Consider the following 16,347-nt stretch of genomic DNA (forward strand, 5'->3'; position numbering starts at 1 on the left):
ACCACCGAAGACCCCCACAGCCTCATCACCACCCAACTCCACTACTGGAAAAACACCCTCCACACACTCCCCGACCTCCTCCCCCACCCCACCGACCACCCACGACCACCACAACGCACACTCCGCGGTGATCGCCGCGGGTTCGGCATCGGTCCCGAACTCCATCGGCAGCTGCGTTCCATGGCGCGCGCGAGCAATTCAACGCTCTTCATGACGTTGCATGCCGCCTTCGCCGCCCTGCTGTCCCGGCTGACCGGCACCGAGGACATCGTCATCGGCACACCGATCGCGGGCCGCGCCGAACCCGCCCTCGACGACCTCGTCGGCATGTTCGTCAATACACTGGTATTGCGCACTCGGGTGACGGGAGCCGAGTCGTTCACCGAACTCCTCGACGACACCCGGGAAGTCGATCTCGGAGCGTTCATTCACGCCGACCTGCCGTTCGAGCAACTCGTCGAGGCACTCGCTCCGGTCCGCTCGACAGCGCATTCCCCGTTGTTCCAGGTGTCCCTCGAATTCGACAGCAGCGCGCCGCACGACCTCGAGATTCCCGGTCTCACAGTCCATCCGGCAGAGACCGCACCGGCGACAGCCAAGGTCGATCTCGAGCTGGTGGTCACCGAGAAACTCGACAGCACCGGGGAGCCGATGGGAATCGCCGCCGGATTCACCTATGCCACAGATCTGTTCGACCCTGCGACGATCACCGGTTTCGCGAACCGTTTCCTCCGCATTCTCGAACAGATCGTCGCCGACCCTGCGATCGTGGTCGGCGACATCCGACTCGGTGACGAGGAAGTCCCCACCGCAGGACTGCCCGCGTCCACTCCACACCTGTGGTCGGAACTCCTCGCAGTCGCCGCGCAGGCCCGTCGAGAAGACGTGGCCGTCTCCTGCGAGGGCCGCCACCTCACCTACCGGGAACTCGACGAACGGTCCAACAGGCTGGCGCGGATGCTGGTGCAGCGCGGCGCCGGACCGGAACAGGCTGTCGCGTCGGCCCTCCCCCGCTCGATCGCATCCGTGCTCACGCTGTGGGCGGTGGTGAAGACCGGGGCGGCCCTCGTGCCGGTAGACCCCACCTATCCCCCTGCGCGCATCTCCCACATGCTCGACGACTGCGGCGCGCGACTCGGCATCACCGTGTCCGAGTACCGGGCGAAGCTTCCCGAGGCGCTGTCGTGGCTGGTTCTCGACGAACCCGGATTCGACGAGCACCTCCAGGGCCTCCCCGCTGCCGTCGTCACCGACGCCGACCGCACCACGACTCTCCGCCTGGGCCACCCCGCGTATCTGATCTACACCTCCGGATCGACGGGGACACCGAAGGGTGTCGTGCTCACCCACCGCGGTCTCGCCGATCTCGCCGAACAGGAACGGGTACGGCTGGGTGTCACTCCCGAAGCGCGGGTATCCCACCTGGCGTCCCCCAGCTTCGATGCGTCGATCTTCGAGATGACGATGGCGTTCTGTGCCGGTGCGAGCGTGACCATCGCGCCCCCGATGACCTACGGCGGGCCTGCGCTGGCGGAGTTCTTCGTTCGGGAAGGGGTCACCCACGCGTTCATCACCCCCACGGCGCTGGCCACCCTCGAACCCGACGGCCTCGACACCGTTCGGGTACTCACCGTCGCGGGCGAGTCGTGTCCCTCGGCCCTCGCCTCGCGCTGGGCGCCCGGCCGTCGCATGGTCAACGCGTACGGTCCTACGGAAACGACCATCATGTCGCACATGAGTGAGCCGCTCACTTCCGGCGATCCCGTCACCATCGGCCGGCCCACCCGCGGATTTGTCGCTGCCGTGCTCGACGACCGACTCCATCCCGTCCCGGCGGGCACGCCCGGCGAACTGTATCTCGCCGGCCCGGGACTTGCCCGTGGATACAACGCCCGGCCCGGGACGACGGCGCACCACTTCGTGGCCTGTCCCTTCACGAAGTTCGGTGACAGGATGTACCGCACCGGCGACCTGGTGCGCTCGCGTGCCGACGGCACGCTCGAGCATCTGGGCCGCACCGACTTCCAGATCAAGATCCGAGGTTTCCGGATCGAACCGGGGGAGATCGACACGGCGCTCACCACACACCCGGACGTCTCCTTCGCCGCCACCATCAGCAGACCCGGTCCGGGCGGCGTCCCTGCAATCGTCACGTACATACGATCCGACACGAGATCCGCCGACCCGGCGGAACTGACCGCATACCTGTCGCAACTGCTTCCGGCGCACATGATCCCCGCCGCGATCGTTCACCTCGACCACATCCCGCTCACCCCCGCCGGGAAGCTGGACCGTAGCGCCCTGCCGGAGCCGGCCTTCCATTCGGAGTCCACCCCGTTACGGGGTCCTCGAACCGCGACCGAACGCGCCGTTCTCCACGCGTTCCAAGAGGCACTTCGGCCGGAGGGCGGTGACGACGACGCCGGACGGATCGGCGTGGACGAAGACTTCTTCGCGCTCGGTGGCACCTCGCTCACCGCGATAGGCGTCGTCACCGCTGTGGAGGAGCGGCTCGGACGCGCGGTCCCGCTGCAAGCGTTGTTCCTCGATCCGACTGCAGCGGGACTGGCCAGGCGTCTCGATGCCGAATCTGATTCCGCCCGCAGCGATGCAGGCGCGATCGACGCGGCACTGCGGGTGCTCGTTCCCCTCCACCCCGGTGGGTCCCGACCGCCTCTGTTCTGTGTCCATGCCGGGATCGGGTTGGCCTGGGCCTACACCTCACTCGTGCGTCACCTCTCGCCGGACCGTCCCGTGTACGGGCTGCAATTACCCGCCCTCAGCGGCGGTCCGAACTACGAATCGATCGAGGAACTGGCCCGGCGATACGTCGACGAGGTCAAGGCGATCCAGCCGAACGGCCCGTACCATCTCCTCGGCTGGTCGCTCGGCGGGACAATCGCCCACGCCATGGCCACCGCACTGCGATGCGACGGTGACGAGGTCGCGGCGCTGGTTCTCCTGGACAGCTATCCCGGCAATCCGGAGGGGGACCACGCGGCGACATTGCCGATCCGCGAGCTGCTCGCGGGCCTCGGCGTCGATGCCGGGGCGGAGGCCGGTGACGAGGACCTGACGTACGGCGAGGCCGCTCTCCGGATACAGCGGGCATATGGATCGGCCGTGGCCGGGCTCACCGCCGAGCATCTTCGACGAATCAACGAGGGGTACGCGAACTCCACGCGCATGCTCGGCCGATTCACGCCGGCGTCGTTCGACGGTGATCTCCTGTTCTTCACCGCGGCCGAAGCGGCGCAGGACGGCGGCGGCGCACACGCCGTCGAAGCCTGGCGGACTTCGGTTGCCGGAACCATCCACGAACATTCGGTCGCGTGTCGTCACAACGACATGACACAGCCCGAACCGGCGCAGGAGATCGGGCCTGTCGTCGAACGCTACCTGTCCGCCGGCGGATAGAGCCTGTTCAAGGTGTCGCAAATTCCCCGAACACTCGGCCGGAGATACAACTCCCGCATCGGGAGTACCGGTAGGCCGAGTCTTCGCATCATGCTGTCGGCCTTGATGGCGCACAACGAGTTTCCGCCGAGTTCGAACAGGTTGTCGTCGGCGCCGACGGGCACACCGAGGACGGATTCCCAGATGTCGGTGAGAGTGGCGGCCAGGTCGTTCGTCGACGTCGCGTGCGATGGCCGAGTGGGCGGCGTCGGGAAGTGGCGCTCCGGCACCGGAAGCCGGGCGACGTCCAGTTTGCCGTTGATAGTGAGGGGCAGGGTCTCGACCACGGTGATCGTGCGCGGCAGCATGTAGTCGGGCAGGAACGTGGCGGCGCGTTGCCGTATCGACCCCGCTTTCCCGTCGCGCGAGATCACGTACGCGTCGATGCCCGGTCCTGCCGGATCGTCTTCGGTGTCCGTGGCCACCACTGCCGCAGCCGTGACCTCGGGGTCATCGAGCAGGACACCCCGTACCTCACCGAGTTCCACCCGGAACCCGCGGAGTTGAACCTGCGTATCCAGCCGGCCCAGGTGTTCGAGGGTGCCGCCACCGTGAAGGCGGCCCCGATCTCCTGTGCGATACAGCTTTTCGCCTTCCCGCCGGGATACGAACCGCTCCTCGGTCAGCTCGGGCCGGTTCAGGTACCCCAGCGCGACGCCGACCCCACCGACACAAATTTCACCGGTCACACCTGCCGGCACGGGGCGGCCGCAATCGTCGAGAACGTGCACGGACCAACCCTGCAACGCCTTGCCCACCACCTTCGAATTCGACAACGCGTCCCGTCGGGTCACCGTGTGGGCGGTGACGTGAACGGTGGTCTCGGTGGTCCCGTACATGTTGACCAATCGGCACCTGGATTCCGGATAGCGGTCCATCCAGGGCACGAGCATGCGCGTGTCGAGTGACTCTCCACCGAACACGACCAACCGGAGGTGTGCCAAGCTCGGCAGTTCACGGTCCGCCACCGTCAGTTGCCCGAACGCCGAGGGCGTTTGGCTCAGCACGCTCACACCTTCCTCCTCGAGGAGCGTGTGGAATTCGACCGGTGAGCGGGATATCCAGTACGGCACGATGACCAGCCGGGCGCCCGTCAGCAGCGCACCCCAGATTTCCCAGACCGAGAAATCGAACGCCGACGAGTGGAACATCGACCAGGTGTCGTCGGGCGTGAGGGCGAATTCGTCCTCCGTGGCAGCCATGAGAGCGAGCACATTGCAGTGGGGAATCAGCACACCCTTGGGACGACCCGTCGATCCCGACGTATAGATCACGTACGCCACTGCGGTGCCGTCACTCATTTCCGTCCCGAGTCCGGATGCGACGGCCCCGTCGGGGTGGGCAGCACTCGCCGCGCCGTCGAGATCCTGCGGAGTCAGCGAGCGGATTCCATCCCCCCAGCTCGTGTTCGTTCGATCGGTGACGACCAGGCGGATCCCGGCGTCACCGGCGGTGTACTCGAGACGGTCCGGGGGATGGCGGATGTCCATGGGGACGAACGCCGCACCCACCTCGAGGATCGCCAGCATCGTGACGACGAGCTCGATGGAGCGGTCCAGGCACAAGCCCACACGATGACCGGGTTCGACGCCACATTCCCGAAGTCCGACTGCGGCCCAGCGGGAGTGCTCGTCCAGTTCACCATAGGTGAGGGTGCGGCGACCCTGTACCAGGGCAACCGAGTTCGGGCGCTCGCGGGCCCGCTGCCGGAACACGGTGTCGATCCGCTGTGACCGGTCCGCTGCGACGTGCGCTCCCAATTCGGCAACCCGGAGACTATCGTCCTCGGACACGAACACGTCGTCGCACGTGGAGCCCGAAACTTCCGCAGTCCCGAGGCGGCGAAAGATCTCGACCGCGTGCTGCGCGAATTGCCGTGCTGCCTGTGCGTTCACCACATACGGTTGCGCGTACACCGCGAGCGTTGCGTCCCCCGCCTCACTGATCGCCACGGCGAGCGTGAGGGGAAACGGTGGGCTGTGACAGGCCAGCCAATGCTGCGCCGTACCCGGGCATCCACGGGCGCCGCTGAGGACACCGATACGCTGCGGTTCCGTGTCGTCACCCGGCGCGGTCCACGATCGCGGAATGTCCTCGTTCGCAGGATGTTCGGCGCAGTCGACCGAGAGTACGTCGAACTTGTCGAATCCGCCCAGGACATCCACGGGTCTCTCGGAATCCGGAGACCACAGACCGACCCGCACCGTGTCGAGGTCTTCGTACCGACCGAGGACTCTCCCAGCCGCGAGCGCTACCCGGACTGCGATGTCGCACGGAGGTCGCCCGAGCGATACCTGGACCGGCGCTGGGTGTGGGCCCGGTTCCTCACCTGTCACCCAGGAGAAGCCCGTGCGTCCACGCATACCTGTCGTAGGCGGTGCTTCCAGGGCGCGCCCGTCGAGGCGTTGTCGCAGGGGTTCTGCGGTGAGTGGTTCGGCACTGCGGTTGCCCACCAGGACATCTGCTACCGCGGCAAGAGACGGCGGGTCCAGGTCCCGGCGATCCGCGGTGACGACGAGATCCGCCGCACCGTCCGAGTACCGCAACAGCACAACCCGCATCACGGGCCCGTCGATACTCATCGGCCGGCGTAACTCGGCATCGAGTCTTCGCCGTGCTACCGAGTCGGTGGAGGCGGCGGCGACGCGTTCGATCCACAGCCGCGGATGCGGAGCGTCGTTGCCCCACCACCGGCTACTCGCGGCTTCGAGGGTGCGAGCGATTGCATCGTCGTTCCATTGTTCTGCGGCCGAGAAGCTTTCGGCCGAGAGGTTTTCGGCCGAGGAGCCCGCGGGAATGCGCACCGACAGTGCATGGCCGTACGCCGTGCGCGCCAGCCCAGCCCGACCCCAATGGGATTGGTGCATAAGCCGATTCTACCCAAGAAACGCCTCGAAGTGAGTACGGAGATACGCCCGGCGCATCGCCGCAGCTTCCAGACGGACGGCCTGTCAACGAGCCGAGAACCCTCCGTCGACCGTGACGACCGATCCGGTGACTCGCCTCGAGTCGTCGGAGGCGAGCCACCGGGCAGCCGCAGCGACATCCTCGGGTTCGATGAGTGCATTGCCCGGTTGCGACTGCACGAACACGGACTCGTGCTCCTCCACTCGGATGCCGAGCGATCGAGCGATCTCGGACAGCATCCGCCCTTCGAACGCTGGGCTGTCGCGGACCGAACCGGGGCACAGTGCATTCACGCGTACGCCACTCGGCGCGTAGTCCAGTGCGACGGCCTTGGTCAGTCCGACCAGTCCGTGTTTGGCGGCAACATAACCGGCGAAGCGGCTGTAGCCGACGATGCCCGCCGTGGAACTGATGTTGATGATGCTGCCGCTGCGTTGCGCCACCATGATCCGCCCTGTTGCCGCGATCGCCCGCCACGCCCCCGAGAGGTCGACATCGATCATCAACTGCCATTCGTCCTCGTCGATTTCGTGTACGAGCTTTCCCGACGGCGCCGCGATCCCTGCGTTGTTGACCAGCACGTCGACGTGACCGAAACGTTCGTGTGCCGCGTCGACGGCGGCGTCGATCTCGCTGCGCACCCGCACATCCACCGCACGGGTCAGCACCGCCACTCCGTGGTCGCGGCACAGGTCGGCGGTGTACTCGAGCTGGCTCGTCGAGCCCATCGGATACGGAACACCCGCAATGTCCCGGGACACGTCGAGCAGCATCAGGTCAGCACCCCCCGCGGCGAAGTCGATCGCACAGGCACGTCCGATGCCCCGCGCAGCTCCGGTGACGACGGCGGTCTTCCCCTCCAGCGCGGGGCTCATCGCGAGTCGGTTCCTGCGAGGCGGGACGCAACGAGTCGCAGGAGGGAGTGCGGATGGTCGGTGAGGTACATGTGGCCACCGTCGAGTTCCACCACCGTGGCCTCGGCCGTGGTCACCTCTTTCCACTGGGCTGCCTGTTCCGCGCTGACGAGGTGGTCCTCACGTCCGCGAAGTGCCGTCACGGAGATGTCCAGTAGTGAGTGCGGCGGCGGCCGGTAATTCTCGTGCATCTCGACGTCGGCGCGGAGGACCGGGAGGAGAAGTTCGCGTAGTTCGGGATTCTCCAACGCCGGATGCGAGTAACCGGCCAGTTCGTGCACCTGCGCGAGAAACCCCTTGTCATCCAGCAGCGAAGCGCGGATCTCACGGACCGTCGCGGGCCCGGGCGACCCGCTCACGAACAGATGTGTCAGGGGCACACCGGCCTCACCGGCCAGGCGATGGGCGAGCTCGTAGGCGAGAACCGCACCCAGGCTGTGTCCGAAGATCGCGACCCGCTCCGCATCTCGCCCGATCGGCAGCACCCGGGGCAGGAGATCGTCGACGGCCTCCGCGACCTCGGTGAGCGGAGGTTCCACGAAGCGCTCCTCGCGCCCGGGCAGTTGCAGCGGGACGACATCGAGCCCTCGCGGAGCGAAACCGCGCCACCCGCGGAAGAACGACGCACCGGAACCGGCATACGGCAGGCATACGAGCACGGTCCCATCCATCGCGCGTCTCCGTTCGACGAAGCTCGTCGAGTCCGGCGGCTCCGACACTCCCCGGGCTCTCCCTTCAGCCTGCCCGGGTTTGCCTCCACATAAACGGGAGACATTTTTCCGTGTCGGCCCACACTGGCAATCTGGGGGCAATAGTGTGGCGGAGGCCACAACACCGTGAGCCGTGTCGACACCGTTCCCCTGCCACACAATGACGACGGGAACGCTGGAAAGGAGATCGCGATGGCTCTGAAAGCCGCCCCCGAGCCCGAGGTCGAATATCTGAGGACGGACCCCGATCTGCCACCAGTGGGAGTCGTAGACCGCACCACGATTTCCCCGACGGCACGGATCGTCTTCATCGTCCTCGGCATTGTCGGCGGCATCGCCTGGGCCATGATCGCGTTCGTCCGCGGTGAAGACATCAGTGCCGTGTGGTTCGTGGTCGCAGCCGTCTGCACCTACCTCATCGCCTACCGCTTCTACGCACGGCTGATCGAGCGCAAACTCGTCCAACCCCGTGACGACCGGGCCACCCCCGCCGAGATCCTGGAGAACGGCAAGGACTACATGCCGACGGACCGGCGGGTGCTGTTCGGCCACCACTTCGCCGCCATCGCCGGCGCAGGCCCTCTCGTCGGCCCCGTCCTCGCCGCGCAGATGGGCTACCTGCCCGGCACCCTGTGGATCATCATCGGCGTCGTCTTCGCAGGAGCCGTCCAGGATTTCCTCGTCCTGTGGATCTCGACGAAACGCCGTGGACGCAGCCTCGGTCAGATGGCCCGGGACGAACTCGGCGTGGTCGGTGGTGTCGCCGCCATGATCGGCGTCTTCGTCATCATGATCATTCTCATCGCCGTCCTGGCGCTGGTCGTCGTCAACGCGCTCGCCGAAAGCCCGTGGGGTGTCTTCTCCATTGCGATGACCATCCCGATCGCCCTCTTCATGGGCGTCTACCTGCGGTATCTCCGTCCCGGCAAGGTCGCGGAGGTGTCGCTGATCGGCGTCGTGCTGCTGCTGCTCGCCATCGTGTCCGGCGGTTGGGTCGCCGACACCGGCTGGGGCGCCGACTGGTTCACGCTCTCCAAGGTCACCATCGCCTGGCTGATACTCGCCTACGGTTTCGCCGCATCCGTCCTGCCCGTGTGGCTGCTACTGGCCCCCCGCGACTACCTGTCGACGTTCATGAAGATCGGCACGATCATCCTGCTGGCCGTCGGAATCCTGGTCGCGCAGCCCACCATCAAGATGCCGGATGTCACCACGTTCGCCATCGAGGGCAACGGCCCCGCCTTCGCGGGCTCGCTGTTCCCGTTCCTGTTCATCACGATCGCGTGCGGCGCGCTGTCCGGTTTCCACGCCCTCATCTCCTCCGGCACCACGCCCAAGCTGCTGGCGAAGGAAAAGCAGATGCGGCTGATCGGCTACGGCGGCATGCTCACCGAGTCGTTCGTAGCCATCATGGCGCTCGTCACGGCCTGCATCATCGACCAGCACCTGTACTTCGTGCTCAATGCCCCGTCCACCCTCACCGGCGGAACCCCGGAAACTGCAGCCGATTACGTGAACGGGCTCGGACTGACCAGTCCTGACATCTCACCCGGTACCATCTCCGAAGCCGCCGAGAACGTCGGCGAGGAATCGATCATCTCCCGCACCGGTGGCGCACCCACACTCGCCTTCGGCATGTCGGAAGTGCTCAGTCAGTTCCTCGGCGGCGCAGCCCTGAAGTCGTTCTGGTATCACTTCGCCATCATGTTCGAGGCGCTGTTCATCCTCACCACCGTCGACGCAGGCACTCGTGTCGCCCGGTTCATGCTCTCCGATTCCCTGGGCAACTTCGGTGGCCCGGCCCGCAAGTTCAAGGATCCGTCGTGGCGCGTCGGAGCATGGGTCTGCTCGCTGGCGGTCGTCGGACTCTGGGGCGCCATCCTGCTGATGGGCGTCACCGACCCGCTCGGCGGAATCAATACCCTTTTCCCGCTCTTCGGCATCGCGAACCAGCTGCTCGCCGCAATCGCCCTGACCGTGGTCCTCGCCGTCGTCATGAAGAAGGGCCTCTTCAAGTGGGCGTGGATTCCCGGGGTGCCGCTCGTCTGGGACCTGATCGTCACGATGACCGCATCGTGGCAGAAGATCTTCTCCGGCAACACGTCCATCGGCTACTGGTCCCAGCACGCTGCTTTCAAAGATGCCAAGGAAGCCGGCAAGACCAGCTTCGGTTCCGCGAAGACCCCGGACGCCATCGACGCGGTCATCCGCAACACGTTCATCCAGGGAACGCTGTCGATCGTGTTCGCCGGACTCGTCCTCGTCGTGGTGGCGGCCGGACTGATCGTGTGCATCAGAGCGTTCCGGGCGGGTGGACTGCCGACCACCGAGTCACCCGAGCAACCGTCGAAGATCTTCGCACCTGCCGGGTTCGTCCCCACCGCCGCCGAGAAGGAACTCGACAAGGAATGGAACGAACTCATCGCGTCGGGCGTCGTGCGCGCACCCGGTGCCGCGCACACCCACACGGACAGGGCACATCACCATGATGAATAGGGTCGTCGGGGCCGTCCGAACCGCCTGGTGGTGGGCGGGGTCGCTGATGGGCGACCACGACTACAGCAGGTACGTCGAGCACCTTCGCCGGAACCATCCGGACGCCGAGGTGCCGACCGAGCGCGAGTACTGGAAGGCGCGCTACGCGGACGCCGACGCGAATCCGGGTGCCCGCTGCTGCTGACCTCACACGACGGCGCGGCGCGCTGTCAGTACGATCGGCGGACGGAGAGTCGGCACACGTGGTCAGTGCGGTCACCGGTCCGCGTCAGCGCGGCACCGGGGCGGCACAGGAGCGATATGGCAGATACGTCTGCAAGACGAGGGAGGACCAACTGTGGCGGAGCAGGGAGCCCCGGCAGCGCCAGGGCAGGACATCACCAAACCCGACCGCGGGCATCTCATCGGACTCGGCGGGATGTGGCTGGCCAAGTGGTCGCTCGTTCTCGTCGCGATCGCGCTGGGCGCATTGTTGTTCGGGTGGATCATCGAGAAACTCTGGGTGATCGTCCTCCCCGTCCTGCTCGCGATCGTCGTGTGCACCGTGCTGTGGCCGCCGACGCGGGCGATGACCAAACGGGGCATGCCCTCGGCGGCGGCCGCCGCAACCACGCTCGTTCTGTTCATTGCGGTGCTCGCGGGCATCATCGCGGGCATCGTGCCCTCGGTGGTCAGCCAGGCTCCGGAGCTGGCCAACAAGGCCACCGAGGGCATCAACCAGGTGCAGGACTGGTTGCAGGGCCCGCCGATCAACCTCAAGGACGATCAAATCGACGAGGGAATCCACACCATCGTCACCAAGGTCCAGGAAAGTGGAACGGTCATCGCGTCCGGCGTGTTCACCGGCGTCAGCACCGCCAGCTCCCTGCTGATCACGCTCGGCCTGGTGCTGGTTCTGTCGTTCTTCTTCATCAAGGACGGACCGCGCTTCCTCCCCTGGCTCCACTCCGTGAGCGGCGGCCGCGCCGGCCGTCACCTCGAAGTGGTGCTCAGCCGGATGTGGGAGACGCTCGGCGGGTTCATCCGAACGCAGGCACTCGTGAGCCTCATCGACGCGGTGTTCATCGGCGCGGGGCTGCTCATTCTCGGCGTACCCCTCGCACCGGTCCTCGCGATCCTGACGTTCATCGGTGGCTTCATCCCGATCGTCGGTGCGTTCGTCGCCGGCGCTCTCGCCGTCCTCGTCGCCTTGGTGGCCAACGGGCTCACCACCGCGGTGATCGTGCTGATCATCATCCTGGTGGTGCAGCAGATCGAAGGCAACGTGCTGCAGCCCGTCCTGCAGAGCAAGAGCATGAAACTACACGCGGTCGTGGTGCTGCTCGCCGTCACGGCGGGCGCCTCGGTGTTCGGCATCGTCGGCGCCTTCCTCGCGGTGCCTGCCGCCGCCGTGGCCGCCGTCGCGGTGCGCTACATCGGCGAACAGATCGACGAGAAGAGTGCCGAAGCCAACATCCCCGACGACGTCGCCGCCGACGAGGACATCGACGATGCCGAGCGGGAGGGTGTGACGATCGACGAAGCCGCCGTCGCGCCCAAAGGTATCGCCCCCAAATCCATCACACCGAATGCCGGGTGATCGGCGCTCAACCCGCGATCACCTCGACCGTCGAACCGGTCCGGCCGCGAATCACGTGGAGTCGGCTGGGAATTCGCTGACGCATCTCGTCGACGTGGCTGACGATACCGACCACGCGACCCCCGTCCCGCAATTCGTCGAGCACGCCCATCACCGAATCGAGCGTGTCGGCGTCGAGCGTGCCGAACCCCTCGTCGATGAACATGGTGTCGAGGACGACGCCACCGGACTCCGCCGCGACCACGTCGGCGAGACCGAGCGCCAACGACAGCGACGCAAGAAACGACTCGCCGCCGGACAGTGTCTTCGCCGACCGAACAACGCCGGTGTAGTCGTCGCGGATGTCGAGTCCGAGGCCGCCACGACGACCACGCGGACCTGCCTCGTCGGTGTGCACGAACGAGTAACGTCCAGCAGACATCCGGCTCAGCCGGGCGGACGCCGAGACCGCGACTTCCTCGAGCCGTGCCGCGAGAACGTAGGACCGCAGCGACATCTTCCGTGAGTTCTGACCACGGCCGGCGATCACCTCGGCGAGAGCAGCCAGTTCCTCGTGTTCCGCCTGCATCGGGGCGATTGCCGCGGCAGTTCTCTCGAGCTGACCGGCGTAACGCTCGAGATCGAGTAGCCGGCGTTCCGCCTCAGACGCTACTGCCACAGCGACGTTCACTGCCTCTGCCGCGGCGTCGTGCGCCTGCTGGGCAGACACCAGATCGACTGGCGGCGCATCGGCGACCGCGACGATCTCGGGATCGTCGAGGACCCGGCGTGCCCCGACCTCGGCATCACGGGCAGCCGTGAGAAGGGCGTCGATCTCGTCCTGCCGGGCGACGGAGCGCACCGCTGCCACCGCGGCGCTGGTTTCAGCGAATCCGGCTTCGCGAGAGAGCAATTCGGCCTTCGCCGCGAGTTCCCCAGCCGAAGCCTCTGCTACTGCCCCCTCGTCCCGCGCATCGAGCAGATCCGATGCGGCATCCGCCAGCACCTCGATGCGGGAGCGGCGGGCCGCGGGACTGCGGTCGTCATCTGCTGCCTCACTCACCCGTGCCCGAATCTCCTCGAGTTGCGCCACTCCCGAGGTGATCTTCTCGGCGACGGTGGCAGCGTCGACCGCCAGATCATGCGAACGAGCGTGCAGCTGCGACTCGCGGTCGCGGAGTTCACCGAGATGCTGAGCCCGCGATGCGGCCCGCTCACCGAGTTCGGTCGCACGGTGTACCGCCGCCTCGGCGGCGGCGAGTTCTACGTCGAGTTCCGCTACATCACCGTCGCCGCAACGCTGGACCAGGACGTCGATTGCGCGTTCTGCCGTTGTCAGAGCCTCCACCGCGGTGTTCACCTTCGCCGCGGCCTGCTGTTCCGCCGCGAGGGCCGAATCCTCATCGGCCTTGGTGACCAACAGCTCGGACGCTGCCGCCGGGGCGGGGTGCTCTACCGAACCGCACACCTGACACGGTTCACCATCCTCGAGCGTGCTCGCGAGTTCGGCAGCCATGCCCAAGATCCGGCGCTGCAGCAGGGTGAGCCAGTGTTCCCGCGCATCTTGGTGTTCTTGCCGGGCGCCCAGCACGGCGCGTTCGAGTGCGCCGCGTCCCGCCCGGCACGTGCGGAGCTCGGCGGCCGCCGCTGCGGCGTCGGCCGCACGAGCGCGAACGTCCTCGAGCGCAGGCAAAGACACGCGAGCATTCTCGGCCTCGTCGAGAGCTCGTTCCGCGTCCCGGATGGCTCCGGGCAATTCCTCGCGTTCGCGGGAAAGCTCCGCACGAGTGTCGGCGAGTGCGAATTGCCGGGCGCGCAATCGGTCGAGTTCAGCGTCGAGCCGATCTGCAATTTCCGACTCGGCGAGCACACCGTCGAGGCGGACGACGTCGTCGCGCCACGACCGGATACATGATCGAAGATGTTCACGCTCTTGATTGTTCGGCGGCCACGACAGTTGCTCGACCACCTCTGCACCGCCGGGCGTCGAACACAGCCGGTCTGCGATGGCGGCAACCCGCCGTGCCGCCATCGCGGCCTTGTCGCGGGCGGCGTCCGCTTCGCGGACGACGGCGGCCACCGGTTCGGCCCGCCGCGCTTCGGCGACTTCGGCCGCGAGAACCGCTCGCTCGGAAGCTCCGGCCTCGTATTCGGTGAGTTCGGCTTCTGCCTGGGCGCGCCGGTTCTGCAGCTCGACGATCCGGCGAGCCTCCGCCAAGGCATCACGGGTCCGGGCCGCGTCACACTTGACCCCCTCGAGCTCGTCGACGGCCACATCTCGGGTGGCGCGCGCTTCCTCTTCGAGTTTGTGCGCCCAGGTGACCGGATCGGCGTCCGCACCCCCCTCGATCCCGGCCGCCGTCGCCACCTTGGCGATCAACACGTCGATGGAACGCTGATGCTCGTCCAGGTCGTGAGCGCTCGTTCGCCGCCTGCTCAGGAACCACTCCTCCACCGTCCCGAACCTGGTGGTGTCGAACAACCGCTCGAGCAACTGTCCGCGCTCTTCATTGTCGGCACGCAGGAATCGGGCGAACTCACCTTGCGGGAGCAGCACGACCTGAAAGAACTGGTCGGCGCTCATTCCCATCAACCGGCCGACTTCTTCGGCGATGTCGGGGATGCGGGACAGGTTCTCGCCCCGGCCGTCCAGCCACGTGAGAGTCGCTTTGGCGTTCTCCTTGATCGTTCCCGTACCGCGCCGCTTCGGGCGGTCGAATTCGGGACTGCGCACCAGTCGGAGGCGGCGGCCGGCGATGGTCGTCTCGAGTGTCACCGTCGGCACCGACCCTGCCGGAGCATGGTCGGAGAGCAGCCGCTTTCCGTCCTTCCGCGCGCCGGGAACAGTGCCGTAGAGCGCGAAGGCCACGGCGTCGAGGACCGTAGTCTTGCCCGCACCGGTATGACCGTGCAGCAGGAACAGGCCGTCGGCACCGAGTCGGTCGAAATCGACCTCGACAGAATTCGCGAACGGCCCGAAGGCCTCGACCTCGAGTCGATGCAGCCTCATGCCGTCTGTTCCAGCGAAACGACGCCGGCCGTGTCTTCCCCGGCACGGTCGGCGTAGCCGAGAGCAGCCTCCACGAGGCGTACTTCGCGCGGGGACGGCTCGCTGCGCACATCGGTCAGGAAGCTGCGGGTGATCTCCACGTCGCTACGCCCATGCACCTTCTCGCGGTACCGCAGATCCTCGGTGCCTGCCGGTCGCTGCCATTCGAGGTGGACGGCGAACGGAAAACGGGTCTGCAGGGAGCGCATGGCGTCCACGGGGCGTTGCGGATCGGTGAGGACCGCGGACACGTAGCAGTCCTCCGCGTCCTGGAAGTGCTCACGTTCGAGTAGCTCCGCCACAGTGCCGGTGAGTTGTCGCAGGCCGCGGACGACGGGCAGATCCACTCGCTCCACACGGCGGAGCCCGTCCGCAGCGAGGTCGACGAGAAAGACAGCCTTGCGGTGGGTGCGCTCACCGAAGGAGTACGGCAGCGGCGACCCCGAGTACCGGATGTGCTCCGTCAGCGTCTGCGGTGAGTGCAGATGGCCCAGCGCCACGTAATCGACGTCACCGAACGCCGACGCCGACACCGTCTCGACGCCGCCGACCGAGATGGAGCGTTCCGACCCTGTGGCCTCGGCCCCCACGACAAACGCGTGAGCCAACACGACCGACCGCGTACCCGGCGCGTCGGCGATCCTGGCGCCGCGGTCTGCCCGCACCCGATCCATGGCCGCATCGAGAATCTCCGCGTGCGATCGGGCAGCGGGGACACCGAGCTGAGTTCGGGTGATCTCCGGTTCGAGATAGGGAATTCCGTAGAACGCGACCGGACCGTGCTCGTCCTCCAGCACTACCGGCGATGTGATGCCGGCCACCGTGGTCATCAGGTGGAGACCGCCCGCACGGGAGAAGGCGGCGCCCGCGCCCAGTCGCGCGGCGGAGTCGTGATTACCGGAAGTTGCGATGATGACCGCACCGGCGTCGCGGATCGCCTCGAAGCCGCGGTTGCACGCCGTGACGGCGTCCGCGCTGGGAATCGAGCGGTCGTACACGTCACCGGGAACTACCACGACATCTACCGCGTGCTCGCGGACCAGCGCGGCGATCGAATCGAGCACCCGGGACTGATCGGCGAGCAGATCCACTCCGTGGAACGTGCGTCCGATGTGCCAGTCCGACGTGTGCAGGATCCTCATGTCTCGGACGGTAGAGCACGATGCCGACATCCTCGAACACCCCGACCGCGTGGCGCACGACCGATCACCCGGCACCCGGACCCGTGGGCGATGTCGCCCCGCCGATTCGTGAGGA

At 66.8% G+C, this 16,347-nt stretch carries 9 protein-coding genes; 4 read left to right on the plus strand and 5 right to left on the minus strand.

The window, feature by feature from the left end:
* Window positions 1-24 precede the first annotated feature (24 nt).
* On the plus strand, window positions 25-3,417 hold the full coding sequence (locus NOF53_RS25050; protein WP_255974024.1) for a non-ribosomal peptide synthetase: 3,393 nt from the start codon (window positions 25-27) through the stop codon (window positions 3,415-3,417).
* Here the strand turns inward: NOF53_RS25050 and NOF53_RS25055 are convergent.
* From NOF53_RS25055 to NOF53_RS25065, 3 genes are all read right to left on the minus strand, one after another.
* The gene (locus NOF53_RS25055) at window positions 3,396-6,323 is read right to left on the minus strand and encodes a non-ribosomal peptide synthetase (protein WP_255973938.1); all 2,928 of its coding nucleotides are present in this window, start codon (window positions 6,321-6,323) and stop codon (window positions 3,396-3,398) included. The genes NOF53_RS25050 and NOF53_RS25055 overlap by 22 nt on opposite strands.
* A gap of 84 nt (window positions 6,324-6,407) precedes the next feature.
* Window positions 6,408-7,238: an SDR family oxidoreductase gene (locus NOF53_RS25060; protein WP_255973940.1), complete on the minus strand. Its 831-nt coding sequence runs from the start codon at window positions 7,236-7,238 to the stop codon at window positions 6,408-6,410.
* A complete protein-coding gene (locus NOF53_RS25065) occupies window positions 7,235-7,948 on the minus strand; it encodes a thioesterase II family protein (protein ID WP_255973942.1) in 714 nt (237 codons plus the stop codon). Before NOF53_RS25065 ends, NOF53_RS25060 begins: the two co-directional genes overlap by 4 nt.
* A gap of 231 nt (window positions 7,949-8,179) precedes the next feature.
* On the opposite strand from NOF53_RS25065, the gene NOF53_RS25070 reads away from it, so the two are divergent.
* From NOF53_RS25070 to NOF53_RS25080, 3 genes are all read left to right on the plus strand, one after another.
* Window positions 8,180-10,483 (plus strand): carbon starvation CstA family protein, encoded by a 2,304-nt coding sequence (locus NOF53_RS25070; RefSeq protein WP_255973944.1) that lies wholly within the window; start codon window positions 8,180-8,182, stop codon window positions 10,481-10,483.
* The gene (locus tag NOF53_RS25075; protein ID WP_255974026.1) at window positions 10,476-10,667 is read left to right on the plus strand and encodes a YbdD/YjiX family protein; all 192 of its coding nucleotides are present in this window, start codon (window positions 10,476-10,478) and stop codon (window positions 10,665-10,667) included. The genes NOF53_RS25070 and NOF53_RS25075 overlap by 8 nt, the downstream gene beginning before the upstream one ends.
* Window positions 10,668-10,820: 153 nt before the next feature.
* Window positions 10,821-12,062, plus strand: coding sequence for an AI-2E family transporter (locus NOF53_RS25080; protein WP_374212666.1), 1,242 nt, complete (start codon window positions 10,821-10,823; stop codon window positions 12,060-12,062).
* Window positions 12,063-12,069: 7 nt separating this feature from the next.
* On the opposite strand, the gene NOF53_RS25085 is transcribed toward NOF53_RS25080, so the two are convergent.
* Together NOF53_RS25085 and NOF53_RS25090 are read right to left on the minus strand one after the other, a co-directional pair.
* Window positions 12,070-15,051, minus strand: a complete 2,982-nt coding sequence (locus tag NOF53_RS25085; protein WP_255973946.1) for an AAA family ATPase — start codon at window positions 15,049-15,051, stop codon at window positions 12,070-12,072.
* Window positions 15,048-16,232, minus strand: a complete 1,185-nt coding sequence (locus tag NOF53_RS25090; protein ID WP_255973948.1) for an exonuclease SbcCD subunit D — start codon at window positions 16,230-16,232, stop codon at window positions 15,048-15,050. The genes NOF53_RS25085 and NOF53_RS25090 overlap by 4 nt, the downstream gene beginning before the upstream one ends.
* Window positions 16,233-16,347: the final 115 nt, after the last annotated feature.

It is taken from the genome of Rhodococcus tibetensis (assembly GCF_024438035.1).
Taxonomy (GTDB): domain Bacteria; phylum Actinomycetota; class Actinomycetes; order Mycobacteriales; family Mycobacteriaceae; genus Rhodococcus_F; species Rhodococcus_F tibetensis.

Coding starts and splice junctions, on each gene's coding strand:
- NOF53_RS25055 (WP_255973938.1), bottom strand. CDS start 6,323: ATGCACCAATCCCATTGGGGTCGGGCTGGGCTGGCGCGCACGGCGTAC.
- NOF53_RS25060 (WP_255973940.1), bottom strand. CDS start 7,238: ATGAGCCCCGCGCTGGAGGGGAAGACCGCCGTCGTCACCGGAGCTGCG.
- NOF53_RS25065 (WP_255973942.1), bottom strand. CDS start 7,948: ATGGATGGGACCGTGCTCGTATGCCTGCCGTATGCCGGTTCCGGTGCG.
- NOF53_RS25070 (WP_255973944.1), top strand. CDS start 8,180: ATGGCTCTGAAAGCCGCCCCCGAGCCCGAGGTCGAATATCTGAGGACG.
- NOF53_RS25075 (WP_255974026.1), top strand. CDS start 10,476: ATGAATAGGGTCGTCGGGGCCGTCCGAACCGCCTGGTGGTGGGCGGGG.
- NOF53_RS25085 (WP_255973946.1), bottom strand. CDS start 15,051: ATGAGGCTGCATCGACTCGAGGTCGAGGCCTTCGGGCCGTTCGCGAAT.
- NOF53_RS25090 (WP_255973948.1), bottom strand. CDS start 16,232: ATGAGGATCCTGCACACGTCGGACTGGCACATCGGACGCACGTTCCAC.